This is a genomic window from Halomonas sp. G15, assembly GCF_021282295.1.
Taxonomy (GTDB): Bacteria; Pseudomonadota; Gammaproteobacteria; order Pseudomonadales; family Halomonadaceae; genus Halomonas; species Halomonas alimentaria.
On sequence record NZ_JAJSPA010000019.1, the window covers coordinates 1 to 22,721 of the forward strand.

General features: G+C 67.2%; 18 protein-coding genes and 2 tRNA genes. 12 read left to right on the forward strand and 8 right to left on the reverse strand.

What is annotated here, in order from left to right; genetic code table 11:
- Window positions 1-32 precede the first annotated feature (32 nt).
- On the reverse strand, window positions 33-1,424 hold the full coding sequence (locus LWH48_RS10410; protein WP_232912515.1) for a YcjX family protein: 1,392 nt from the start codon (window positions 1,422-1,424) through the stop codon (window positions 33-35).
- Window positions 1,425-1,437: 13 nt separating this feature from the next.
- Window positions 1,438-1,620 (reverse strand): hypothetical protein, encoded by a 183-nt coding sequence (locus tag LWH48_RS10415; RefSeq protein WP_161432496.1) that lies wholly within the window; start codon window positions 1,618-1,620, stop codon window positions 1,438-1,440.
- 83 nt (window positions 1,621-1,703) lie between these two features.
- Here LWH48_RS10415 and LWH48_RS10420 point away from each other — a divergent pair, with 83 nt between their 5' ends.
- The 3 genes from LWH48_RS10420 to LWH48_RS10430 all read left to right on the forward strand — a co-directional run bounded on the left by LWH48_RS10420 (window position 1,704) and on the right by LWH48_RS10430 (window position 4,230).
- Entirely contained in the window at window positions 1,704-2,246 is a 543-nt protein-coding gene (locus tag LWH48_RS10420) for a DUF924 family protein (protein ID WP_161432495.1), read from the forward strand.
- A gap of 51 nt (window positions 2,247-2,297) precedes the next feature.
- Entirely contained in the window at window positions 2,298-2,543 is a 246-nt protein-coding gene (locus LWH48_RS10425; RefSeq protein ID WP_161432494.1) for a GlsB/YeaQ/YmgE family stress response membrane protein, read from the forward strand.
- Window positions 2,544-2,823: 280 nt separating this feature from the next.
- Window positions 2,824-4,230: a xanthine/uracil/vitamin C permease gene (locus LWH48_RS10430; protein ID WP_232912516.1), complete on the forward strand. Its 1,407-nt coding sequence runs from the start codon at window positions 2,824-2,826 to the stop codon at window positions 4,228-4,230.
- Between the two features lie 73 nt (window positions 4,231-4,303).
- Here the strand turns inward: LWH48_RS10430 and LWH48_RS10435 are convergent, their stop codons facing one another.
- Entirely contained in the window at window positions 4,304-5,053 is a 750-nt protein-coding gene (locus LWH48_RS10435) for a glycerophosphodiester phosphodiesterase family protein (RefSeq protein ID WP_232912517.1), read from the reverse strand.
- A gap of 146 nt (window positions 5,054-5,199) precedes the next feature.
- Here LWH48_RS10435 and LWH48_RS10440 point away from each other — a divergent pair, with 146 nt between their 5' ends.
- Both LWH48_RS10440 and LWH48_RS10445 read left to right on the forward strand, forming a co-directional pair.
- Entirely contained in the window at window positions 5,200-5,778 is a 579-nt protein-coding gene (locus LWH48_RS10440; RefSeq protein ID WP_232912518.1) for a hypothetical protein, read from the forward strand.
- Window positions 5,779-5,858: 80 nt separating this feature from the next.
- A complete protein-coding gene (locus tag LWH48_RS10445; RefSeq protein ID WP_232912519.1) occupies window positions 5,859-6,836 on the forward strand; it encodes an NADPH:quinone reductase in 978 nt (325 codons plus the stop codon).
- A 287-nt stretch (window positions 6,837-7,123) separates the two neighbouring features.
- Here the strand turns inward: LWH48_RS10445 and LWH48_RS10450 are convergent, their stop codons facing one another.
- Window positions 7,124-8,041, reverse strand: a complete 918-nt coding sequence (locus LWH48_RS10450; RefSeq protein WP_232912520.1) for a MurR/RpiR family transcriptional regulator — start codon at window positions 8,039-8,041, stop codon at window positions 7,124-7,126.
- A 269-nt stretch (window positions 8,042-8,310) separates the two neighbouring features.
- Here LWH48_RS10450 and LWH48_RS10455 point away from each other — a divergent pair, with 269 nt between their 5' ends.
- From LWH48_RS10455 to LWH48_RS10470, 4 genes are all read left to right on the forward strand, one after another.
- Window positions 8,311-9,111 (forward strand): enoyl-CoA hydratase/isomerase family protein, encoded by an 801-nt coding sequence (locus tag LWH48_RS10455; RefSeq protein ID WP_232912521.1) that lies wholly within the window; start codon window positions 8,311-8,313, stop codon window positions 9,109-9,111.
- Window positions 9,112-9,208: 97 nt separating this feature from the next.
- On the forward strand, window positions 9,209-11,413 hold the full coding sequence (locus LWH48_RS10460) for an acetate--CoA ligase family protein (protein WP_232912522.1): 2,205 nt from the start codon (window positions 9,209-9,211) through the stop codon (window positions 11,411-11,413).
- Window positions 11,410-12,213, forward strand: coding sequence for an enoyl-CoA hydratase-related protein (locus LWH48_RS10465; protein WP_232912523.1), 804 nt, complete (start codon window positions 11,410-11,412; stop codon window positions 12,211-12,213). Before LWH48_RS10460 ends, LWH48_RS10465 begins: the two co-directional genes overlap by 4 nt.
- 276 nt (window positions 12,214-12,489) lie before the next feature.
- The gene (locus LWH48_RS10470) at window positions 12,490-14,382 is read left to right on the forward strand and encodes an SLC13 family permease (protein WP_232912524.1); all 1,893 of its coding nucleotides are present in this window, start codon (window positions 12,490-12,492) and stop codon (window positions 14,380-14,382) included.
- Between the two features lie 52 nt (window positions 14,383-14,434).
- Here the strand turns inward: LWH48_RS10470 and LWH48_RS10475 are convergent, their stop codons facing one another.
- The 4 genes from LWH48_RS10475 to betI form a co-directional block, all read right to left on the reverse strand.
- Window positions 14,435-16,882, reverse strand: coding sequence for an acyl-CoA dehydrogenase (locus LWH48_RS10475; protein WP_232912525.1), 2,448 nt, complete (start codon window positions 16,880-16,882; stop codon window positions 14,435-14,437).
- Window positions 16,883-17,206: 324 nt separating this feature from the next.
- Complete coding sequence (gene betA / locus LWH48_RS10480) at window positions 17,207-18,910, reverse strand: choline dehydrogenase (RefSeq protein ID WP_232912526.1); 1,704 nt, start codon at window positions 18,908-18,910, stop codon at window positions 17,207-17,209.
- 9 nt (window positions 18,911-18,919) lie between these two features.
- Window positions 18,920-20,389 carry a betaine-aldehyde dehydrogenase gene (gene betB / locus LWH48_RS10485; protein WP_232912527.1) on the reverse strand — a complete coding sequence of 490 codons (1,470 nt, stop codon included), beginning with the start codon at window positions 20,387-20,389 and terminating at the stop codon, window positions 18,920-18,922.
- The gene (gene betI / locus LWH48_RS10490; protein WP_205743540.1) at window positions 20,386-21,003 is read right to left on the reverse strand and encodes a transcriptional regulator BetI; all 618 of its coding nucleotides are present in this window, start codon (window positions 21,001-21,003) and stop codon (window positions 20,386-20,388) included. The genes betB and betI overlap by 4 nt, the downstream gene beginning before the upstream one ends.
- A 151-nt stretch (window positions 21,004-21,154) precedes the next feature.
- On the opposite strand from betI, the gene LWH48_RS10495 reads away from it, so the two are divergent.
- The 3 genes from LWH48_RS10495 (at window position 21,155) to LWH48_RS10505 (ending at window position 22,687) form a co-directional block, all read left to right on the forward strand.
- Window positions 21,155-22,120 (forward strand): choline ABC transporter substrate-binding protein, encoded by a 966-nt coding sequence (locus tag LWH48_RS10495; protein WP_232912528.1) that lies wholly within the window; start codon window positions 21,155-21,157, stop codon window positions 22,118-22,120.
- Window positions 22,121-22,401: 281 nt separating this feature from the next.
- Window positions 22,402-22,478, forward strand: a tRNA-Met gene (locus tag LWH48_RS10500).
- A 133-nt stretch (window positions 22,479-22,611) separates the two neighbouring features.
- Window positions 22,612-22,687 (forward strand) — tRNA-Asn (locus LWH48_RS10505).
- Window positions 22,688-22,721: the final 34 nt, after the last annotated feature.

Here is a 22,721-nt window from a genome sequence, read left to right on the forward strand (position 1 = left end):
GTGCCGACCGGGGCGGGGGTCGCGGGGCGTGCTCACGTCAGCTTGTCTCCGATCAGCCAGTCGAGGGCGGCATCCATGCGGATATGGGGCAGGGCGCCGCTCTCCAGGGGGAGCGGGCGGAAGGCCGGGAAGTCGAAGCCCTGGCGAGCCCAGAAGGCGTCGTCGGGGAGCCGTTCCGGCACCTCGCCGGGATACATCAGCAGCGGCTCGCCGTCGAGGCCGGTGCCGCGCAGTGCCGGCATGCGCCGCCCCTGGGTCTCGACCTCGCGTGATTCGCTGGAACGGATCGCCGCCAGAGACAGGGCGCGCACCGGGACATCGGCATAGCGCAGGTCCTTGAGCGGCTCGGCGAGCAGCGCCTCGAGCAGTGCCACCAGGCGGGGATGCTGCTCGGGGGTCACATGGTCAGCCTTGGTGGCGGCGATGGCCAGGCGGTCGATGCGCGGGGCGAACAGCCGCGAGAGCAGGCTGCGCTGGCCGTAGTCGAAGCTCTGCATCAGGTTGGCTAGCGCCCGGGATAGGTCCTGGAAGCGTTCGGGCCCGGCGTTCAGCGCCCCCAGCAGGTCCACCAGCACGATCTGGCGATCGAAGCGTCGGAAGTGGTCGCGGTAGAAGGGGCGCACGATATGCTGCTGGTAGTAGCGGAAGCGTCGCGCCAGGGTGGCGTAGTTGCTTGAATCGGGCAGGGCGGCCAGCGTCTCGGGATCCGCCTCGGCGACACCGGGCAGCGGGAAGAACTGCAGCACCGGCGCACCCGAGAGGTCTCCCGGCAGCAGGAAGCGGCCCGGCTGCAGGTCCGCAAAGCCCGCCTCCCGGGCGCCGCGCAGTCCCGCGGCGAAGTGGTCGGCGACCTCGGCCAGCTGCGCCTCGTCGGCCTCGGCGGCGGGGTCGAGGCTGGCTACCGCAGCCCGCCAGGCGCTGAAGTGGGATGCCCGCTGTCGCCCCTCCAAGGCACGCTGGCGCGCACACCAGCCGGGGTAGTCGAGCCCCAGCAGCGGCAGGTCGAGCAACCACTCACCCGGGTAGTCGAAGAGGTCCAGAGTCAGCTGGCGGGAATCGCCACCGAGCAGGCCGCGTCGTGCCGGGCGATAGCGGATCGCCAGGCGCAACTCGCTGATGCCGCGGGTGGGCTCCGGCCAGCGCGGCGGCGTCGCCGACAGCGCCGCCATGGCCTGGTCATAGGGAAAGCGCGGCACGCCGAGGTCCTGCTGGTTGACGCGACGGGCTCCCAGCAGACGGCCTTCCCTGGCGGCGGGCAGCAGGTCCAGGTGCGCCTCCAGGCCGGCATGGCGCAGCTGGTTGACCAGGGAGGTAAGGAAGGCGGTCTTGCCCGAGCGGGAGAGGCCGGTGACGGCCAGGCGCAGCTGACGGTCGCGGCCACGCTCGAGCAGGTCCTGGAGTTCACGAGCGAGGGGCTGGCGCATGCAGTGGGCTCCGTCAGCCGGTGATGAGGCCGTAGAGGGTCGGTGAGGCGGCCAGCAGGAATCCTGCGCCGGCTATCACCCGCCCCGGCCAGACATGGCGAGTGGTGTGGGCCAGGGTCAGGCCGCCGAGGCAGACCAGCATGCCGAGGATGTTGAAGACGTAGGTGATCATCGACCAGATGGGGTCGGGATTCATGCGATGCCGCTCCTCGCTTGTGGTGTCTCGCCGGGGATGGTATCAGGAGAGCGGGCCCAGCGGCAGCGGACAGGGAGGTGAAGATGACGACGCCGGACGAGGTACTGAGCTTCTGGTTCGACGAGCTCGAGGCGGCGCAGTGGTTTCGCAAGGATCCGGCGCTGGACGCCGAGATCGCCGAGCGATTCGCTGCCTGCCTGGAGGCGGCCCGACGCGCCGAGCTGTGGGGCTGGCGCGAGACCCCGGAGGGTCGCCTCGCCGAGGTGATCGTGCTCGACCAGTTCTCGCGTAACGTCCATCGCGACACGCCTGACGCCTTCGCGGCCGACCCGCTGGCCCTGGGGCTCGCTCAGGAGGCGGTGGCCCGCGGCGACGATGCGGCATTGCCACCGGCGTGGCGGGCCTTTCTCTACATGCCCTTCATGCACAGCGAGTCGGCGGCGATCCACGAGCAGGCACTGCGGCTGTTCACTCAGCCGGGGCTCGAGGAAAACCTGCGTTTCGAGCATCGCCATCGCGACATCATCCTGCGTTTCGGACGCTATCCGCATCGCAACGCCATCCTCGGCCGGGTTTCCACTCCGGCGGAGCTGGCGTTCCTGGCGCAGCCGGGCTCCTCCTTCTAGCATCTTCACCATGTCACGTTCCTCATCCTATCCACGAAAACAGGAGGCACCATGGGAATCATCGCCTGGTTGATCATCGGCGGGCTGGCCGGCTGGATCGCTGGCCATATCATGCGGGGAGGGGGCTTCGGCATCCTCGGCAACATCGGCGTCGGCGTGGTCGGCGCGGTGATCGGTGGCTTCATCTTTCAGCAGATCCTCGGCATGGGCACCGGCGGCTTCCTCGGCTCGCTGTTCAGTGCCGTGGTCGGCGCGGTGATCCTGCTGTGGGTGATCAGCAAGGTGAAGAAGGGGTGACCAAGGTCGAGCAGGACTAAAGTTTACGTCAACGTCATCTTCCGGATAGGCGCCATTTCTGTCGACAGAAATGGCGCCTATCTGCGTCTAACACGCCGTTATCCGTCGACAAGCCGTCGTTGTAGCGGCTTTCTGTCGACAATCTCGGCGATATCCCCACCTGTGGCTCTGACCCAAAGTCGAATGTTCGCAACTGCAGCATGCACGTAAAACCCCATGACCATAACAACAACGACGAGAGGACCCACAGGTGAATAACCAGAAATCATGAGGATATGACGTGCTGCTGAAACGCGAACACGGTGAGGAACACCCCTACTGGCCGCTGGGCCCCTTCAAGCTCCGCCTGCCCTTCATCCATTTACGCTGGGAGATTCCCGAGACCATCCAGGCGCTGGTGATGTTCGTCATCGCCATGGGCATGATCCCGCTGCTCGAGCAGTACCTGGGGCTGCCCTACGAGGTGGCGCTGGCCTATGTGGTGGTGTGCGGGGTCGGCTTCATGCTGCCGCCGCTGCTGGGGGTGCCCTTCATCGCCGGCTGGATTACCCCGGCGATTCCGGTGGTGCTGCTGTTCCTGAGCGACTTCACGCCCGGCCCGGAAGCGATTCGCGCCATGGTCGCGTTGCAGCTGGTAGTGACTGCCATCTTCCTGATCATGGCGGTCACTCGACTCGGCTCGAAGCTGGTCAACAACGTGCCTGACTCGATCAAGGCGGGCATCCTGCTGGGCGCCGGCATCGCCGCCATCAGCGGCGAGATCAGCGAAGGCGGGCGTCTCTACAACACGCCGATCTCGCTGGGCATCGGTGGTCTGGTGACCCTCTACGTGCTGTTCTCGCTCTCCTTCCGCGACCTCACCGAGAAGTATCGCTGGGCGCGCAACATCGCCGCCTACGGCATGGTTCCCGGCATGCTGGTGACCATGGCCATCGGCTGGGGCATGAGCGAGTATCCGCTGCCCACCGTCGAGTGGGGCGTGGCAGTTCCGGACTTCAGCGGCATCTGGGCCTACCTGCCCTTCACGGTCGGGCTGCCCGGCATCGAACTGCTGATTGCCGCGATCCCCACCGCGATCATCGCCTACATCATCGCCTTCGGCGACATCATCGTCGGCCAGAGCCTGATCAAGCGCGTCGATCACCTGCGCCCCGATGAGCAGATCGAGGTCAACGTGGATCGGGTCCACCTGATCACCGGCCTGCGCAACCTGATGCACTCGCTGCTGGCCCCCTATCCGGGCCTGGCCGGACCGCTGTTCACCGGTGCCATGGCCACCGTGGCCGAGCGCTACCGGTATGGGCGCAAGGCGATGGATACCATCTACGGTGGTGCCTCGGTGTTCTGGATCGTCGGCTTCCTGGCCCTGTTCATGCTGCCGCTGATCACCCTGTTCCGCCCGGTGCTGCCCATCGCGCTCTCCATCACCCTGCTGATCACCGGCTACCTGTGCATCGCCGTGGCTGTCGAGCAGATCAAGAACGCCACCGCCATGGGCGTGGCCGGGATCATGGGCGTGGTGCTGGCCACCCACGGTGCCGCCTGGGGCCTGGGCGTCGGCCTGGTACTCTACTTCATGGTCGAGCACCGCCTGCGGGGCGCCCGCGAGGCCGAAGAGCAGGAGCCGATCCATGTCGAGGATGACATGGCGGTGGAAAGCGAGGAGCCTGAGCCCGTCACACGCTGATTGTGCCGCGTTCGCGCCACGACGGGCCGCCCAGGGGCGGCCCGTCGTCGTGCTGGAGGATCGCGACGCAGAGTCAGGGCAGGTGAGAGATGAAGCGGCTTGGATCGTCGCTGATCGCGGCATCCACGCCCCACTGCCACAGGTGGGCGAAGGCCGCCGGGTCGTTGGGCGTGTAGCAGAGCAGGGCGTAGCCGTCATCCTTGACCGCCGTGGCCCCGCGCCGGCTCAGGCGACGCCAGTCGGCATGGACGCTGAATGCCTCCAGCTCCGTGCAGCGACTCCGCCAGCCACGACCGATCCCCTCGAAGAGCACACCCAGCGCGAGCCGTGAGGCGGGCGCCAGTTCTCGGGTGCAGGCCAGGGCGTCGTCATTGAAGGAGGAGACGATCAGCCGCTCCGGCGGCAGGGCATCGAGGGCGGCGGGAACCGCCTCCTCGACCAGCGCCGCGGCACTGCGCCCGCGGTTGACCTTGAGCTCCAGGTTGAGGCCCATCCCGCACTCGTCGATCAGCTTGAGCATCTCGGCCAGGGTAGCGATGCGCTCGCCACGGAAGGCGTCGCCGAACCAGGCCCCTACATCTAGCCGACGGGCAGTGGGCAGGTCCAGGTCGGCGAGTCGGCCGCTGGCGTCCGAGCAGCGGCGCACCCCGGCATCGTGCCAGATGACCGGGGTGCCATCGCCCAGCAGCTGCACATCCAACTCGACCCAGGTGCAGCCGGCGGCGTGGGCGGCGCGCACGGCGGCCAGGGTATTCTCCGGGGCATGGTCGGACAGGCCGCGGTGGGCGATCAGGCGGGGGAGCGAAATGTCGGGGTGGGGCATGGGCCGTCATCCTGGTCAGCGAGGCGCCGTCACTGGCGGCGAGGAACCTTCCGCTAGCGTAGCGCCATCCACCCCGGCCTGGATATGGTAGGCTGCGCGATTTTGGGCCCCGGTGGTAGCGGTACCCACGATGCGAGGAGAGCGAGATGAGAGTCGTGCATATCAAGAATCCCGGGCAGCGCGAGGCCTGCCTGGCCCGGCTGTGTGCCGAATCCTATGGCCATGAGGCGGGACTGCGGCCGCTGGCGACCTTCGCCGGTACCCTGGGTGTACTGATCGAGCAGGAGGCAGCCAGGGTGCTGGCGCTGGTGGATGATCATTCACGCCCGGTGGTGCTGGCACTGCTGGTGCTCGACGAGCGTGGCAGCAGCATGACCGTGATGCTGCTGGCCGAACTCGACCAGGAACCGCCGGGCGTGGCCAGACCCGCCGAGCGCCTGGTAGCCGAGCTGGCGCAGAAGGCTCCCCTGCGTGTCGATGCCCGGGATGCCGAGCAGGAGGCACGCTTTCGCGAGGCGGGCATCTCGCGCTGGCTGGACGGCAAGGCCGGGGTGCGTATCGGGCTGGGGCCCAGGCATCCGGCCAGCTCCCTCGAGGACCTGCCCCGGGCACTGACCTTCGATGAGGCGGCGGTGATCCAGTCCTTCAAGCAGGACCGCCAGCAGTTCGATGACTACAAGGCGCGTTTCATCCGTGGCCTGGAGGCCTTTCCTGCCACACTGTGAGGGCGGGGTGACTTGACCCTGCCGGGCCATGGCGCTTGACTGGTGGGCTCATCCAGCAGGCAGCACAAGGAAACACCTTCATGGCCAAGCGTATCCAGTTTGCCCGTACCGGCGGCTCCGAGGTCCTCGAACCCGTCGACGTCACCCCGGCGGAGCCGGGCCCCGGCGAGGTGAGGGTCGCCAACCGTGCCGTCGGCCTCAACTTCATCGACATCTACTTCCGCACCGGCCTCTACCCGGCACCCTCGCTCCCCTCCGGGCTGGGCACCGAGGCGGCCGGCGTGGTCGACGCCGTGGGCGATGGAGTGACCCACCTCCAGGTGGGCGATCGCGTCGCCTACGCCCAGGGCCCCCTGGGCGCCTACGCCGAGCTGCATACCCTGCCCGCCGACAAGGTGGTGTTGCTGCCCGACGGTATCGACTTCGAGACCGCCGCGGCGAGCATGCTCAAGGGCCTGACCGTGCAGTACCTGATGCGCCAGACCCACCGGGTCGAGGCTGGCGAGACCATCCTCTGGCACGCCGCCGCCGGTGGGGTGGGCTCCATCGCCTGCCAGTGGGCCAGGGCGCTGGGCGTCAGGCTGATCGGCACCGTCAGCTCGCCGGAGAAGGCGGCGCTGGCCGAGAAGAACGGCGCCTGGGCGACCATCGACTATACCAAGGAGGATGTGGTCGAGCGGGTCCGCGAGCTGACCGACGGCGCGATGTGCGACGTGGTCTACGACTCGGTGGGCAAGGATACCTGGGAGACCTCCCTGGACTGCCTCAAGCCACGCTCGCTGATGGTCAGCTTCGGCAACGCCTCCGGTGCCGTGGAAGGCGTCAACCTGGGGATCCTCAACCAGAAGGGCTCGCTCTACACCACGCGTCCCAGCCTCAACGGTTATGCCGACACCCGCGAGCGCCTGGAGGCGATGGCCGCCGAGCTGTTCGAGATGCTCGAGAGCGGCAAGGTGAAGGTCGATATCTCGAACCGTTACCCGCTCGCCGAGGCGGGCAAGGCCCAAGACGCCCTGCAGGGCCGCCAGACCACCGGCTCCACCATCCTCCTTCCTTGAAGGCCTGCGGCCAGGAGCAAGGAGCAAGGAAGCACTGAAGGCGATGCAGGCAGCTGAGCGAGAGGCGCCGGGGGCAGGCTTGGAGGGGGTCCGAGGACCAAGGGTGAGGAGCACCGCTCCGAACGGGCTGGCCAGGGATGGCCAGCACCGGACCTGCAAGCGGAGCAGGACGCGAGAGCGCAGCAGGGCCGAGGTAGCGTACAGGGACGTATTTACAGCGCCCCCGATCAAGCCTGTCGCCGGGTCAGCCTCGAGCGTGCCTCGTGGGCCCCGAAGCTGGAGGTCTCTCAGCCGTTCTCCACATAGGCGCCCATCGCCCGCATCCGTGATTCGAAGCTCGCCACGTTGTCCACCAGGTCGTCTGGGCCGAACGCCACGCACTCGGCGAGCAGCGTCTCCACCAGGGTGATGGCGGAGAGGATCGACGGGAAGAAGTGCGGTGTGGCGTTGGCGACCGGGAAGGTGATGGTGGCGCCCGGCACCAGCGGCGAGCGCAGGGTGTCGGTGATGACGATGGCGCTTACCCCCGCCGCCCGCGTGATCTCGAGAGCCCGCATGGTCTCGGCGCAGTAGGGCTCGAAGCCGAAGGCGACCACCACGTCCCCCTCGCCGAAGGGCGCAAGCTCGGTAAGCAGCCCCCCCTCCTGGCCGCGGATCAGCTGGATATTGGGCATGGCGATGCGCCCGACATAGGCGAAGTGGTAGGCGCAGGCGAAGGTGTCGCGAAACCCCACCACGGCGATCCTGTCGGCCCCCAGCAGTAGCCGGGCGGCCTCGCGCACCCGTGCCTGGTTGTCCGCGGTAAACAGCCGCCCGATATTGTCGAAGGCGGCATCCCCCACATCGAGAAACACCTGGTCATCGGTCTGGCTGGCGAGGCTGCGCAGCTGGCTGGCGCGTCCGGAGAGCTCCACCGGGCCGGCCTGTACCGCCGACTGGAACACCTCACGAAACTGCTCATAGCTGTCGAAGCCCAGGCGCTTGGCCAGGCGCACCAGTGACGAGGCGGTGACCGCGGCCGCCGAGGCCGACTTGCGGATCGACTGGAAGGCGATCTCCACCGGGTGTTCCAGCACGTAGCCTGCGGCCAGCTTGAGCTGCGGGCTGAGCTCGGGATAGGCCTCGGCGAGCTGCTGGTTGACCGCGTCCAGGCGGCTCGGGCCGGCGTCCACCGGGGCGTCGTCTTGGCGATCGTTTTCCAGCACGGCGGTCTCCTGAGTGGTCGTGGATGAGGCAGGGGCGCGCATTGTAACCGATGTGTTCGGCATGGTGGTGAAACAATCGTTTCTGTAGGTCAATCCATGTGGCACGCACGTGTTGACCATAGGGCGGCCCTTGGTTAGGATGCAGGCAAAACAAGCGTGCTGAAAATCAATAGATAATGACACGTTTGTTTCCAGTGGCGGAAACGTCCGTCACCCGTTATTGATCGCCGCATTTTTGATCACCACCATGCCGGAGCGCTTTCGACACCATGAGCCATGCCGCCTCGTCAGACCCCGAGACCCTCATCCTTCGCCGCCACGGCCAGGTGCAGGAGATTCGCCTCAACCGACCCCATCGCCTCAACGCCGTGACCCAGGTGCTCTACGATGAGCTCAATGATGCCCTGACCGTGGCCGAGCAGGATCCCGAGGTGCGCGTGGTGGTGATCACCGGCGAGGGTCGTGCCTTCTGTGTCGGCGCCGACCTCAAAGAGCACAAGGCCGGGCGCACCGCCTTCGATCGCCGCCAGTACCTGCAGGGTGAGCAGATCGTCTGCAAACGCCTGATGCAGATGAAGACCCCGGTGATTGCCGCGGTGAATGGCTTCGCCCTGGGTGCCGGGGCCGAGATCGCCCTCGCCGCCGACTTCCTGCTGATGGCCGACAGCGCCCAGATCGGCCTGCCCGAGGTCTCCATCGGCAACTTCCTGGGCGGTGGTGTCACCTGGCTGTTGCCGCGCCTGGTCGGCCTGGCCAAGGCCCGCGAACTGGTCTTCCTGGGGGAGCGCATCGACGGTCCCGAGGCGGTACGCATCGGCCTGGCCAATCGCCACTATCCCGATGAGGACTTTCTCGACGCCACCCTGGCATTTGCCGAGAAGGTCGCCGGCAAGGCGCCGTTCTCCATGGCGCTGGCCAAGGAGCAGCTGACCATGTCCGGCGAGCGTACCCTGGACGCCTGCCTGACAGCCGAGCTCGAGGGCATGATGTTCGTCGGCACGACCCGGGACTGGCAGGAGGGCATCGACGCCTTCGCCGAGAAGCGCGCACCGCGCTTCGAGGGCCGCTGACACACGGCGCCACCCACCGTCGAATCTCTATCGCCCGGCCACTGCCGGGCCGGAACCACACCCGTCATTCGCCCCCGAGGGCAAGGTCAGCCAGCATATGAATCCCATCGAAGGACACCTCCCCACCCGTAGCCCGCTGCACGACATCCTGGCCCCCAGCGGCATCGCCGTGGTGGGCGCCTCTGCCGATCCCACCAAGCGCGGCTACAAGGCCATGGTGGGCCTGATCAAGGATGGCTACCGGGGCGAGATCTACCCGGTCAACCCCAAGGCCGACATGATCCTCGGGGTCAAGGCGTGGCCCTCGGTTACCGCCATCCCCGGCAATCCCGAGCTGGCGCTGATCTGCACCCCGGCACCCTCGGTGCCCGGGCTGATCGCCGAGTGCGGCCGGCGCGGCATCAAGGGCGCGGTGATTCTGGCCAGCGGCTTCGCCGAGATCGGCGAGGAGGGGGCCGAGCTCGAGCGAGAGATGATGGATAAGGCACGTGCCCACGGCGTGCGCATCATCGGCCCCAATACCTCGGGCATCTTCAACCTCCACCACAAGGTCAACCTGCTGTCGCTGGACAACGTCAAGCCCGGTGACGTGGGGATCATCTCGCAGTCCGGCAACATGCTGCTGTCGCTGGCGCTGGAGGCGCAGTACAACGGCCAGGTGGGCTTCTCCACCTATGTCGGCCCCGGCAACCAGAGCGATATCGGCTTCAACGACTACCTGCGCTACCTAGGCGAGGACCACCACACCCGCGTCGCCACCCTCTATGTGGAGGGCTTCCGCGACGGGCGCAAGTTCCTGGAGGTGGCCCGCGAGGTCGCCGCCATGAAGCCGGTGGTGGTCTACAAGTCGGGATCCACCGCGGCGGGCCAGAAGGCGGCCAGCTCCCACACCGGGGCCCTGGCCGGCAGCTACGCCATGACGGTCGACCTGCTCAAGCAGTCGGGTGTCAGCGTGGTCCACCAGTCCGACGAGATCCTGCCCGTGGCCGAGGGGCTGGGGCTGCTGCAGAAGGCGCGCGGCAAGCGGGTGGCCGTCGTCTCCGACGGCGGCGGCCAGGCCACTATCGCTTCCGACCGCCTGACCGAGGCTGGACTGGAACTGGCCGAGCTCTCCGAGGCGACCCGGGCGAAACTGCGCGAGGTGCTCTTCCCCCAGGCCTCCACCGTCAACCCGGTGGACGTGGCCGGCTCCACCGATGCCAATCCCTCGCTGCTGGCCACCTGCATGGAGATCGTCGCCGCCGATGACAACGTCGACAGCGTCTTCCTGGTGGGCATGTTCGGCGGCTACAGCCAGCGCTTCGCCGAGTCGCTGTTGGGCGACGAGATGCGTGGCGCCGAGGCGATGGTGGACCTCTCCAACGCCACCGAGAAACCGCTGGTGATCTACAGCCTGTATACCCCGGTCAAGCCGCCGGCGCTGCGCCGCCTGCACGAGGCGGGGCTGCCGGTCTACGCCTCCATCGAGCATGCGGTGCGCGTGCTCTCGGCGCTGGGCGAGCGTGGCCAGTATCTGGCCCAGTACCATCGCCAGAGTCGCGAGCGCAGCGTGGAGCCGCTTCCCGAGATCAGTGACATGTTCCAGCAGGCCCGGGCGGAGGGCAGGGACCTCTTCGAGTACGAGGCCAAGCGCCTGCTGCGGGAGCACGGCATCGAGGTGCCGCTGGAACTGGTAGTGCGCAACGAGGCGGAACTGGTGGATGCCGCAGGTCGTTTTGCTGGAGAGAGTGGCGAGACACCGCTGGCCATGAAGGTGGTCTCAAAGGACATCCTGCACAAGTCCGATGCCGGTGGCGTGAAGCTCAACGTGGTGGGCGAGGCCGCGATGCGGGATGCCCGCGAGGCGATCCTCGCCTCCTGCCGTGAGTACGACGCCAGCGCCGAGATCGAGGGCGTGCTGGTCACCCCCATGGCGAAGAAGGGGGTGGAGGTGATCCTCGGGGTGATCCGCGACCCCATCTTCGGGCCGGTGCTGATGTTCGGCCTCGGCGGCATCTTCGTCGAGATCCTCGAGGACGTGGCCTTCCGCTCGATCCCGCTCTCGCGCCACGACGCCGAGTCCATGGTGGAACAGATCAAGGCCAAGAAGATCCTCGGTGGGGTGCGCGGCGAGAAGGCGGTGGACAAGGCCTCGCTGGTCGACCTGCTGCTCAAGGTATCGCGCATCGTCGAGGCCTACCCGGCACTTGCCGAACTCGACCTCAACCCGGTGATCGTCAATGCCGACGGCTATGCCGTGGTGGATGCCCGGGTTATCGTCGACCGTGACGCCGAACCCACCGACAAGGACGCAGACGCATGAGCCAGCACCAGCCGCAACTGACCGACGCCCGCCTTACCCTGGAAGGGCGGGTGGCCACCCTGACCCTGTACCGACACGATGTGCGCAATGCCCTGACCGGCACGGCCCTGGTCGATGACATCATCGCCGTGGCGCAATGGGTCAACGCCTGCGAGGAGGTCTCGGTACTGGTGATCACCGGCGCCGGCAGCGCCTTCTCCGCCGGCGGCAACGTCAAGGACATGGCCAGCCGCGGCGGCGACTTCGCCGGCGACGTGGCCGAGGTCTCGGCGCGCTACCGTCGCGGCATCCAGCGCATCCCGCTGGCGCTTGCCGAGGTGGAGGTGCCGATCATCGCCGCGGTCAACGGTCCGGCCATCGGCGCCGGCTTCGACCTGGCCAACATGGCGGATATCCGCATCGCCTCCTCCCGCGCGAAGTTCGGCGAGACCTTCCTCAACCTGGGGATCATCCCCGGCGACGGCGGCGCCTGGTTCATGCAGCGCCTGATCGGCTACCAGCGCGCCTTCGAGCTGACCCTCTCGGGCCGGGTGATCGACGCCGAGGAGGCGAAGGAGTACGGCATCGTGCTGGAGGTCTGTGACCCCGAGGCGCTGATGGAGAAGGTCGGCGAGCTGGCCGGCCGCATCGCCGCCCAGCCCCCCAGGGCGACGCGCCTCACCAAGCGGCTGATGAAGATGGCGCAGCGCACCGAGCTCAAGGATTTCCTCGACCTCTGCGCGGTCTTCCAGGGCATGTGCCACAACGAGCCCGAGCACCTGGAGGCGGTCAACGCCATGCTGGAGAAGATGGCGAAGTAGCCACTTTGCTCGAGGCTGTTCCGGCAAAAGGCCTACGAGGGGGCGCTGTGAATACCTCCCTGTACGCTACCGATGCCATCCCTGGCATAGGACCCCCTCTACGTCCTTTCCCCGGCGCCTCTCGCAGCATGCGGCGGGTCTTCTCGTTAAGGAATGACTCAGCTGTCCATCGCGCCCGGCCTTGGCCGGGCGCATGTGTTTCAGAAGAAAACACTTGTCGCCGAGGTGCCTGCCTGGCGATGCTGGGGCCATCCGATCTCACAGGGAGGTGAACCGATGGCCGACAGCACCCTGGTCTTTATCGTTCTCGGGCTGACCCTGGCCGCCTTCGTCTGGGGGCGCTTCCGCTACGACCTGGTGGCGCTGGCCGCGCTGCTCGGCTCGGTGATCCTCGGCTTGGTGCCCGGCGATGAGGCCTTTCTGGGCTTCGGCCACCCGGCGGTGATCACCGTGGCTGCTGTGCTGGTGCTCAGCCGCGCCTTCGAGCACTCCGGCGTGGTGGATGTGATCGCCGACCAGGTGCTCAAGGTGGGGGAGCGGCTCTTTCTGCAGCTGGCGGCGCTCACCGGTACCGTGGTGGTGCTCTCCGGCTTCATGAACAACGTCGGGGCGCTGGCACTGCTGCTGCCGGTGGCCATGCGCCTGGCCCGGGAGCATGACACCTCACCATCGCTGCTGCTGATGCCGCTGGCCTTCGGCTCACTGCTGGGCGGTCTTACCACCCTGATCGGTACTCCACCCAATATCATCATCGCCAGCTACCGCGGCGACGTCACCGGCGAGGGCTTTGGCCTGTTCAGCTTCACGCCGGTGGGGGCCACGGTGGCCCTGGCGGGACTCGCCTTCATACTGCTGATCGGCTGGCGGCTGGTCCCACAACGGGCGGGCAAGGCCTCCACCGAAGCGATGTTCGATACCGCCCACTACCTGGTCGAGCTGCGTGTCGGCGAAGACGCCAAGGCCAACGGCCTGAGCCTGCGTGAACTCCAGCAGGAGCTGGAGGAGACCATCCCGGTGCTGGCCGTGGTGCGCGACGACAGGCGCCGTGCCGGCCACGCCTTCTTCGGCACCCTCAGGGAGGGCGACATCTTGCTGATGGAGGCCGGCCCCGAAGAGATGAAGTTGCTGGAGGAGAAGGCCGGCCTGAGCCTGGGCCAGGACGCCGAGGAGGAAGAGCGGGAGGAACAGAACGAGGAGGGTCGCGTGGCAAGGCCTCCTCGTGAAGACGCGACCGGGGATCAGGCCGGGGACAGGGAGACGGACAAGGACGAACGAAAAAAGAAGAAGGAAGAGAAGCGCGGCGTGGACACCGAGGGGCTGCAGCTGATGGAGGCGGTGGTGCGCAACGACTCCATGATGGTCAACCGCACCGTGACCCAGCTGCGCCTCCACAACCAGTTCGGCCTGCACCTGGTAGCGGTGGCTCGGGACGGCGGCCGCCTCAAGCAGCGCCTGCGCGAGATCCGCTTCCGCCCGGGGGACGTGCTGCTGTTGCAGGGTGGCGAGAGCGAGCTCGCCGAAAGCTTGGCGACCCTGGGTTGCCTGCCCCTCGCCCGGCGCGACCTCCAGCTCGGCCAGCCGCGTATGCTGCTGGTGTCGCTTGCCATCTTTGCCGCCGCCATCCTGGCCATCCTCACCGGGGTGCTGCCCGCGGCGGTGGCGCTGGCCACCGCCGCGCTGGTCTCGCTGCTGGTGGGGGTGCTGCCCCTGCGCGAGGGCTACCAGGCCATCGACGGACCGGTGATCGTGCTGCTCGGTGCCATGATCCCGGTGGGGCAGGCGCTGGAGACCAGCGGCGGCGCCGCGCTGATCGCCGAGGCGATGCTCGCCTGGGGTAGCGAATGGCCGGTGGTGGTCACCCTGACCGGTCTCTTCGTGGTCACCATGATGCTCTCCGACGTGGTCAATAATGCCGCGGCGGCGGTGCTGATGGCACCCATCGCGGCGAGCCTGGCCAATGGCTTCGGGGTCTCGCTGGATCCCTTCCTGATGGCCGTGGCAGTCAGCGCCTCCTGCGCATTCCTGACCCCCATCGGTCACCAGTCCAACACCCTGGTGATGGGCCCCGGTGGCTACCGCTTCGGCGACTACTGGCGCATGGGGCTGCCCCTGGAGGCGGTGATCACCCTGGTGGCCATCCCCATGATCCTGCTGGTGTGGCCGCTATGAAAACGCCCCGGCACAGGGCCGGGGCGTGGGGTTGGTGGGAGGGGGGAAACCGTCAGGCGGCGTGGTGGCGCAGCACCTTGGTCTTGTCGATGACGAAAGCGTCGTACTCGAAGTCGTCCACGGTGAGCAGTTCCAGCACCCGGGCCTCGCGCTCGCGCATAAAGGTGGCGTCTTCTGCCGAGATCAGACCCACCTCCAGCGCGGCCTCCACCCTCTGCTCGGGATGCAGTGCATCAGAGGGCAGCTCCCCCTTCGCATAGGCCTTGTTGACGGTGCGGTAGAGCGTCTCGGCACGCTCCTGGGTGGCCAGCAGGGCGTTGTACTGCGCCAGGGGGTTCGCCTGCTCGCCGTCGTCGGCGCTCCAGGTGTTGGCCAGCAGCTTCTCGCGCAGGGGGCTGTCTCGTGAGACCGCCTGGGCGATGCTGCGGGCCAGGTCGTCATGGGGACGCTTGAAGCGTTTGCCGCGTGGCATCACCACCCGGCGCAGCACGACGGCCAGCGCGCGGTTGGGCAGGTTGTCGAAGAGCTCGTCCAAAGCCTGCTCGGCACGGCCCAGCAGCAGCTGGCAGCTGTAGTGCAGCAGTGCCTCCTCGCCTTCCACCTTGTCTCCCTCGTGCCATTGCTTGAGCACCATGGAGGCGAGGTAGAGGTTCGACAGCACGTCGCCGAGGCGCGCCGAGAGCATCTCGCGCAGCTTGAGGGTGGCGCCGAGGCTCGCCATGGCGGCATCGGCGCAGAGCCCGAAGCCGGCGGAGAGGCGCGCGACCTCCTGGGCGTAGCGCTGCGCCTCGCCATCGAAGGGCACCGCCGGCTTGCCGATGCCCAGCCCCTGGGTAAAGGCGCGGGCGGCGTTGCCGAAGATCAGGCCGGCGTGGCCGAAGAAGGCGCGGTCGAAGGCCTGGATATCGTCGGCATCCTTGGCGGCGAGCTCTTCGAGCACATAGGGATGGCAGCGGATCGCCCCCTGGCCGAAGATCATCAGGTTGCGGGTCATGATGTTGGCGCCTTCCACGGTGATCGCCACCGGATTGGCGCTGTAGCCTATCCCTAAGTAGTTGCGCGGGCCCAGGGTCACCGCCTTGCCGCCATGGATATCCATGGCGTCGCCGAGGATCACCCGCTGGAACTCGGTGAGCTGGCTCTTGAGGATCGCCGAGGGTACCGCCGGCTTCTCGCCACGGTCGATGGTGTTCGCGGTCTGGTAGACCGCCGCCTGGGCGATATAGCCCAGCGCCGTCATGCGGGCGAGTGGCTCTTGCACCCCCTCCATCTCGGCCACCGGCACGTTGAACTGCCGGCGGATACGCGCGAAGCCGCCGCTCCAGCCGATGGCGTAGCGGGCGGTGCCGGTGGCGCCGGAGGGCAGGGTGATGCAGCGTCCCACGGAGAGGCACTCCACCAGCATCCGCCAACCCTGGCCGATCATCGCCTCGCCACCGATGATGGTGTCCATCGGTACGAAGACATCCTTGCCCTTGATCGGGCCGTTGAGGAACGGGCTGCCGATGGGGTGGTGGCGACGGCCGATCTCCATGCCCGCGGTATCGCGGGGGATCAGCGCCAGGGTGATGCCGCGATCCTCCTCGTCACCCAGCAGCTTCTCCGGGTCGAACAGGCGGAAGGCCAGGCCCACCACGGTGGCGATGGGCGCCAAGGTGATCCAGCGCTTCTCGAAGTTGAGGCGCACGCCCAGCACCTCCTTGCCGTCGATCTCCTGTTTGCAGACCACGCCGGTGTCGGGCAGCGAGGTGGCGTCAGACCCGGCGCGAGGGCCGGTGAGGCCGAAGCAGGGGATCTCGCGGCCGTCGGCCAGCCGCGGCAGGTAGTGGTTCTTCTGCTCGTCGGTGCCGTACTTGAGCAGCAACTCGCCCGGGCCCAGGGAGTTGGGCACGCCCACGGTAACCATCAGGGTCTCGTTGATGGAGAGCTTCTGCAGCACCAGGGACTGGGCCTTGGCGGAGAAACCCAGGCCGCCGTATTCCTTCGGGATGATCATCCCGAAGTAGCGCTCCTGCTTGAGGTGGTCCCAGAGTTCCTGGGGCAGGTCGGCGCGCTCCTTGGCGATATCCCAGGCGTTGCACATGCCGGCGGCCACGGAGCACTGGTGGTCGATGAAGGCGCGCTCCTCCTCGGTGAGGCCATCGTCCGTATAGTCCAGCAGCGCCTGCCAGTTCGGCTTGCCAGTGAAGAGCTCGCCGTCCCAGGCCACGCTGCCGGCCTCCAGCGCGGTGCGTTCGGTGTCGGAGACCTTTGGCGAGACCTTCTTGAACATGGCGAAGAGACGCGGGGTCAGCCACTTGCCGCGCAGGGCCGGCAGGTCGGCGGCGGCGATAACCGCGGCTGCGGCGAGCAGGATGACGCCAAGCACCGCGGAGGCGACGAGCAGGCTTATCAGACCGGTGACGGCGAGCACCGCCAGGGCGGGCAGGGCGCCCGCCTCGCGGCGCATCACCGCGAGCAGGCCGACGATGGCCGCGAGCAGCAGGATCAGGGTGAGCATGGAGAGACTCCGGTTGTTGTAAGTCGCAGGGATTCGAACAGATGTTTGAATTCTTGCAGGTTAGCCCACATCGCTGCAACCGGCCAGTGCCCGACTCTTGGCTAAGGCTTTGGAGAGGAGCGAGAGGCGCCGGGGATAGGCCGTAGAGGGGGTCCTATGCCAGGGATGGCATCGGTAGCGCCCAGGGAGGGGTTCACAGCGCCCCCTCGTAGGCCTGTCGCCGGAAAAGCCTCGAGCGTAATAGTCATCTTCGACTGTCTGGAATCCGAAGAAACGCCCCGCGCTGCAGGGCAGGGCGGGGCGTAAGGACAGCGAGGGGAGGCGCTATGCCAGGTGGCGCTGCGGCTCGCCGCGAGCGGGGGCGTCGCCCGCCACGTAGTAGGGAGCGTCGCTCTTCGGCAACGGTTCGCGGCCGCGGATGCGGTCGGCGATCTTCTCGGCCAGCATGATGGTCGGCGCGTTGAGGTTGCCGGTGGGGATCTGCGGGAAGAGCGAGGCATCCACCACCCGCAGTCCCTCCACGCCGTGCACCCGGCCCTGGCCATCCACCACGGCGTCGTCGCCCTCGCCCATGCGGCAGCTGCCGCAGGGGTGATAGGCGGTCTCGGCATGCGCCTTCACGAAGGCGTCCAGCTCGGCGTCGGACTGCACGTCCGGCCCCGGCGAGATCTCCCGGCCGCGGTAGGCGTCGAAGGCGGGCTGATTGATGATCTCGCGGGTCAGGCGGATAGCGTCGCGGAACTCCTGCCAGTCCTTGTCGGTGGACATGTAGTTGAACAGGATGCTCGGCGCCGCCTCGGGGTCCCGTGAGGTCAGCCGGATGCGGCCGCGGCTCTCGGAACGCATGGAGCCAACGTGGGCCTGGAAGCCGTGGGCCTGCACCGCACTCTTGCCGTTGTAGCTGATGGCGATGGGCAGGAAGTGGTACTGCAGGTTGGGCCACGCCTCCTGGTCATTGCTGCGGATGAAGCCCGCCGCCTCGAACTGGTTGCTGGCGCCGATGCCGCGGCCGAGGAACAGCCACTCGGCGCCGATCTTCGGCTGGTTCCACCACTTCAATGCCGGGTAGAGCGAGATCGGCTGGGTGCATTCGTACTGGATGTACATCTCCAGGTGATCCTGGAGGTGGGCGCCGACGTTGTCGTTGATGTGAACCGCCTCGATGCCGAACTCGTCGAGGACCTCGCGGGGGCCGACGCCGGAGCGCTGCAGGATCTGCGGTGAGGCGATCGCCCCGCCACACAGCAGGACCTCGCGGCGGGCGTGTACCCGCTGCTCCTGGCCGCGGCGCTGGTAGCGCACGCCCACCGCCCGCTTGCCCTCGAACTCGATGACGTCGGTGATGGCGCGGGTCTCGATAGTCAGGTTCTTGCGCTGCTTCGCCTGGTCGAGGTAGCCACGGGCGGTGGAGGCGCGCCGGCCGTTGGGCGTCACGAAGCGGTCCATTGGGCCGAAGCCCTCCTGCTGGTAGCCGTTGACGTCCTCGGTCTCGGCATAGCCGGCCTGCTTGCCCGCCTCGATGAAGGTGCGATAGAGCGGGTTGTTGCCCGGCTTTCTATCAGTGCGTGGCGTGGTCACACTCACCGGGCCGTCGCCGCCGTGGTAGTCGTTCGGGCCGATGTCGCGGGTCTCGGACTTCCGGAAGTAGGGCAGGCAGTCAGCGTAGCTCCAGTCCGCCAGGCCCGGCGCCTCGGCCCAGTGGTCATAATCCAGGGCGTTGCCGCGGATGTAGCACATGCCGTTGATCAGCGAGGAGCCCCCGAGCCCCTTGCCACGGCCGCACTCCATGCGCCGGCCGTCCATGTACGGCTCGGGGTCGGTCTCGAAGGCCCAGTTGTAGCGCTTGCCCTGCAACGGGTAGGCCAGGGCCGCCGGCATCTGGGTGCGGAAGTCGAAGCGGTGGTCGGGGCCGCCGGCCTCGAGCAGCAGCACCGAGACCTCCGAGTCCTCGGTGAGGCGGGTAGCGAGCACATTGCCGGCCGAACCGGCGCCGATGATGACGTAGTCGAATTCACGGATCTGGGGCATGGGATCTCCTTAAAATACCGACTCGAAGGGGCCCATTTCGATTTGAACCGACTTGGTCTGGGTGTAGTGGGCCAGGGTCTCGAGGCCGTTCTCGCGACCCACGCCGGACTGCTTGTAGCCGCCCACCGGCATCTCGGCAGGGGACTCGCCCCAGGTGTTGATCCAGCAGATGCCCGCCTCGAGGCGGTGGATCACCCGGTGCGCACGGTTGAGGCCCTCGGTGAAGACACCGGCGGCGAGCCCGTAGTGAGTGTCGTTGGCGCGGCGGATCACCTCCTCCTCGTCATCGAAGGCGAGAATCGACATCACCGGGCCGAAGATCTCCTCGCGCACGATGCGCATCTCGTCGCTGCAGTCGGTGAAGACCGTGGGGGCCGCCCAGGCGCCGTTCGCCCGCTCGCCCTCTTCCCAGGTTTCGCCGCCGGCCAGCACCCTGGCGCCTTCCTGCCTGCCCAGCGCGATATAGGAGAGCACCTTCTCCTGGTGCTCGAAGCTCACCAGGGGGCCGAAGTTGACGCTCGGGTCCAGCGGGTCGCCGGCCCTGATGCGCGCCACCCGCTCGGCGATCCTGGCCTCGAAGTCCGCCTTCACCGAGCGCTCGACGAAGACCCGGGTACCGTTGGTGCAGATCTGCCCGCTGGAGTAGAAGTTGGCCATCATGGCGGCGTCGGCGGCGCGGTCGAGGTCGGCATCAGCGAAGACGATCAGCGGCGACTTGCCACCCAGCTCCATGGTGACGTCCTTGAGGGTGGAGCCCCCGGCGGCGGCCATCACCTTCCGGCCGGTACCCACCTCGCCGGTGAAGGAGACCTTGTCGATGCCAGGGTGGCCGGTCATCAGGGCACCGACGCTGCCGTCGCCGTGGATGACATTGAACACACCGTCGGGCAGGCCGGCCTCGGAGAAGATCCCGGCCAGTTTCATGGTGGTCAGCGGGGTGACCTCGCTGGGCTTGAAGACCACCGCGTTGCCGGCGGCCAGTGCCGGGGCGGCCTTCCAGCAGGCGATCTGGATGGGGTAGTTCCAGGCGCCAATCGCACCGATCACCCCCAGCGGCTCGCGACGCGTGTAGACGAAGGAGTCCTCGCGCAGCGGGATCTGGCTGCCCTCGATGGCCGGTGCCAGGCCGGCATAGTATTCGAGCACGTCGGCGCCGGTGACGATGTCCACAGCCGCCGTCTCGCTGATCGGCTTGCCGGTGTTGCGGGTCTCGAGTTCGGCGAGCTCGTCATTGCGCTCTCGCAGGAGGGCCACGGCGCGGTTGAGGATGCGGCCACGCTCCATGCCGGACATCGCCGCCCAGACGCGCTGGCCCTTGCGGGCTGCGGCCACGGCGGCATCCACGTCCGCCTCGGCAGCCTGCTGCACCTGGGCAAGCCGCGAGCCGTCGAAGGGGTTGACCACCGAGAAGGTCTCGCCGGAGGTGGCGGCCGTGTGTCGGCCGTCGATGTAGAGAGGCAGGCTAGGCATGTCGGTCATGAGTCTCTCCTTGAGGAGGTGTCGGTAGCGGAGGCGGCAAGTAGCCGGTCGAGGGTGGCCAGCGCCGCGCGGCGCGCACCGTCGGCGTCCAGGCCCTCCGGCGTCAGCGCCCCGCGCAGCCACAGGCCATCGATCACTGCCGCCAGTGTGCGTGAGGCCAGGCGGGCCTCCTCATGCGGCATCAGGCGGCGGAACTGGGCGCACAGGTTCGAATAGAGGCGTCGGTCGTTGACCTGCTGCAGCCGGGCGAGGCTTGGCTTGTGCATGCTGCTGGCCCAGAAAGCCAGCCAGGTCTTGGCGACAGGGTCGGTCACCTGGCTGCGATCGAAGTTGCCCTCGATAATCGCCTCCAACCGGGCTCGCGGGGTGTCATGCGGCAGCTCGCGGCGGCAGGCAGCAACGGCGTCGCCCAGGTCGGTGAGGATCTGGCGCATGGTGGCTTCGAGCAGTCCATCCTTGCCGCCGAAGTAGTGGCTGATGATGCCGGCGGAGACGCCGGCATGCCGCGCGATGCGTGCCACGGTCGTGTCGGCCAGGCCGACCTCATCGATGGCCGCCATGGTCGCCTTGATCAGCTGCTGGCGGCGGATGGGTTCCATTCCGACCTTGGGCATCGTTGAGCCCTCCCTTGTCCGGATGACTTGCCACCACACCGGTATGTGCGGTTAGGATAGGCACAGCTTGCCATTTCTTTATTGAACGTTCAATCAATAAAAGTGTGGCAGACTCCGACTATACTCAATTCCCCTCACCGGAGGATATTTCATGAGTGCATCTCCCCTGACTTTCCGCCTCGGCCTTGGCCTGGGCGCCACTGTCCTGGCCCTCGGCGCGACCCCGCTGTATGCCCAGGAGTCCGAGAGCTGCAGCACGCTGCGCTTCGCCGAGGTGGGCTGGACGGATATCACCGCCACTACCGCCCTGACCACCGAGGTACTCGAGGCGCTGGGCTATGACACCCGCATCGACACTGTCTCCGTGCCCATCGCCTACCAGGGCATGAAGAACGGCGACTTCGATATCTTCCTGGGCAACTGGATGCCCTCCATGGCATCGATCAGCGACCCCTACGTCGAGGACGGCAGCGTCGACCGCCTGGGTGCCAATCTCGAGGGCGCCAAGTACACCCTGGCGGTGCCGCAGTACGTGCACGATTCAGGCGTTACCTCGGTAGAGGATCTCGCCGAGCATGCCGAGAAGTTCGATTCCTCCATTCACGGTATCGAGGCCGGCAACGACGGCAATCAGCTGATCCAGCAGATGATCGACGATGATGCCTTCGGCCTGGGGGACTGGCAGCTGATCGACTCCAGCGAGGCGGGCATGCTGTCCGAACTGGGTGCCAGGGTGCCGGACGAGGAGTGGATGGTATTCCTGGGCTGGGAGCCCCACCCGATGAACACCAACTTCGATATGGCCTATCTCGAGGGTGCCGGCGACTACTTCGGCCCCGACCTGGGCGGTGCCACGGTCTATACCAACACCCGTAGCGGCTTCGTCGAGGAGTGCGGCAACGTCGGCACCCTGCTTTCCAACCTCGAGTTCACCCTCGAGATGGAGAACCAGCTGATGGGCGAGATCATGGACGAGGGTGAGGATCCCCGCGACGCCGCCCGCGCCTATCTGCAGGCCAACCCCGAGGTGCTCGAGGCGTGGCTCGAGGGCGTCGAGACCCGCGATGGCGAGGCGGGCCTTGCCGCTGTGCGCGAGTCACTCGATATCGATTCCTGATCGAATCGAAAGGCTATTTGCAGGAGAAGCTGCTTAGCTCGGGGCTGATCTGGCGACAAGCCCCGGAGCGCCGGACCGTCGAGGAGGCGCTGTGAACCCCTCCTTGGGCGCTACCGACGCCATCCCTGGCGTAGGACCTCCTCTACGGCTTGTCCCCAGCGCCCCTTGGTTTCTGTAATCCCGATTGTCCAGGATCGGATCGGCGTGGGCTTGCCAAGCGGCGAGCCCGCGTGCATAATGCGTCTCCATTGCTCGGCCGAGGTCGGGCAATCTTGTGAAAAGGCTACGTAGCTCAGCTGGTTAGAGCACATCACTCATAATGATGGGGTCCCCTGTTCGAATCAGGGCGTAGCCACCAGGATCCTCCCAGCGCCCGCCCGGCAATCGCCGCGCGGGCGCTGTGCGTTTTGATGGGTGTGGGCAAGGATCATCGTGGAGGTCCTTGACCTGGCCGGGCGGATCCGTATACTACGCCCCGTGTTCGACGCCGTTCCCGGATAGCTCAGTTGGTAGAGCAAGTGACTGTTAATCACTGGGTCGCAGGTTCGAGTCCTGCTCCGGGAGCCAACACGGCGCCAGCAACACAGCGATACGGCGTGAT

Excerpts from the sequence above, each read along its gene's own strand:
- betB (WP_232912527.1), bottom strand. The coding sequence starts at position 20,389 with ATGACCGACATGCCTAGCCTGCCTCTCTACATCGACGGCCGACACACG.
- LWH48_RS10435 (WP_232912517.1), bottom strand. The coding sequence starts at position 5,053 with ATGCCCCACCCCGACATTTCGCTCCCCCGCCTGATCGCCCACCGCGGC.
- LWH48_RS10460 (WP_232912522.1), top strand. The coding sequence starts at position 9,209 with ATGAATCCCATCGAAGGACACCTCCCCACCCGTAGCCCGCTGCACGAC.
- LWH48_RS10420 (WP_161432495.1), top strand. The coding sequence starts at position 1,704 with ATGACGACGCCGGACGAGGTACTGAGCTTCTGGTTCGACGAGCTCGAG.
- LWH48_RS10445 (WP_232912519.1), top strand. The coding sequence starts at position 5,859 with ATGGCCAAGCGTATCCAGTTTGCCCGTACCGGCGGCTCCGAGGTCCTC.
- betA (WP_232912526.1), bottom strand. The coding sequence starts at position 18,910 with ATGCCCCAGATCCGTGAATTCGACTACGTCATCATCGGCGCCGGTTCG.
- LWH48_RS10415 (WP_161432496.1), bottom strand. The coding sequence starts at position 1,620 with ATGAATCCCGACCCCATCTGGTCGATGATCACCTACGTCTTCAACATC.
- LWH48_RS10465 (WP_232912523.1), top strand. The coding sequence starts at position 11,410 with ATGAGCCAGCACCAGCCGCAACTGACCGACGCCCGCCTTACCCTGGAA.
- LWH48_RS10410 (WP_232912515.1), bottom strand. The coding sequence starts at position 1,424 with ATGCGCCAGCCCCTCGCTCGTGAACTCCAGGACCTGCTCGAGCGTGGC.
- LWH48_RS10440 (WP_232912518.1), top strand. The coding sequence starts at position 5,200 with ATGAGAGTCGTGCATATCAAGAATCCCGGGCAGCGCGAGGCCTGCCTG.
- LWH48_RS10495 (WP_232912528.1), top strand. The coding sequence starts at position 21,155 with ATGAGTGCATCTCCCCTGACTTTCCGCCTCGGCCTTGGCCTGGGCGCC.
- betI (WP_205743540.1), bottom strand. The coding sequence starts at position 21,003 with ATGCCCAAGGTCGGAATGGAACCCATCCGCCGCCAGCAGCTGATCAAG.
- LWH48_RS10470 (WP_232912524.1), top strand. The coding sequence starts at position 12,490 with ATGGCCGACAGCACCCTGGTCTTTATCGTTCTCGGGCTGACCCTGGCC.
- LWH48_RS10425 (WP_161432494.1), top strand. The coding sequence starts at position 2,298 with ATGGGAATCATCGCCTGGTTGATCATCGGCGGGCTGGCCGGCTGGATC.
- LWH48_RS10455 (WP_232912521.1), top strand. The coding sequence starts at position 8,311 with ATGAGCCATGCCGCCTCGTCAGACCCCGAGACCCTCATCCTTCGCCGC.
- LWH48_RS10475 (WP_232912525.1), bottom strand. The coding sequence starts at position 16,882 with ATGCTCACCCTGATCCTGCTGCTCGCGGCCATCGTCGGCCTGCTCGCG.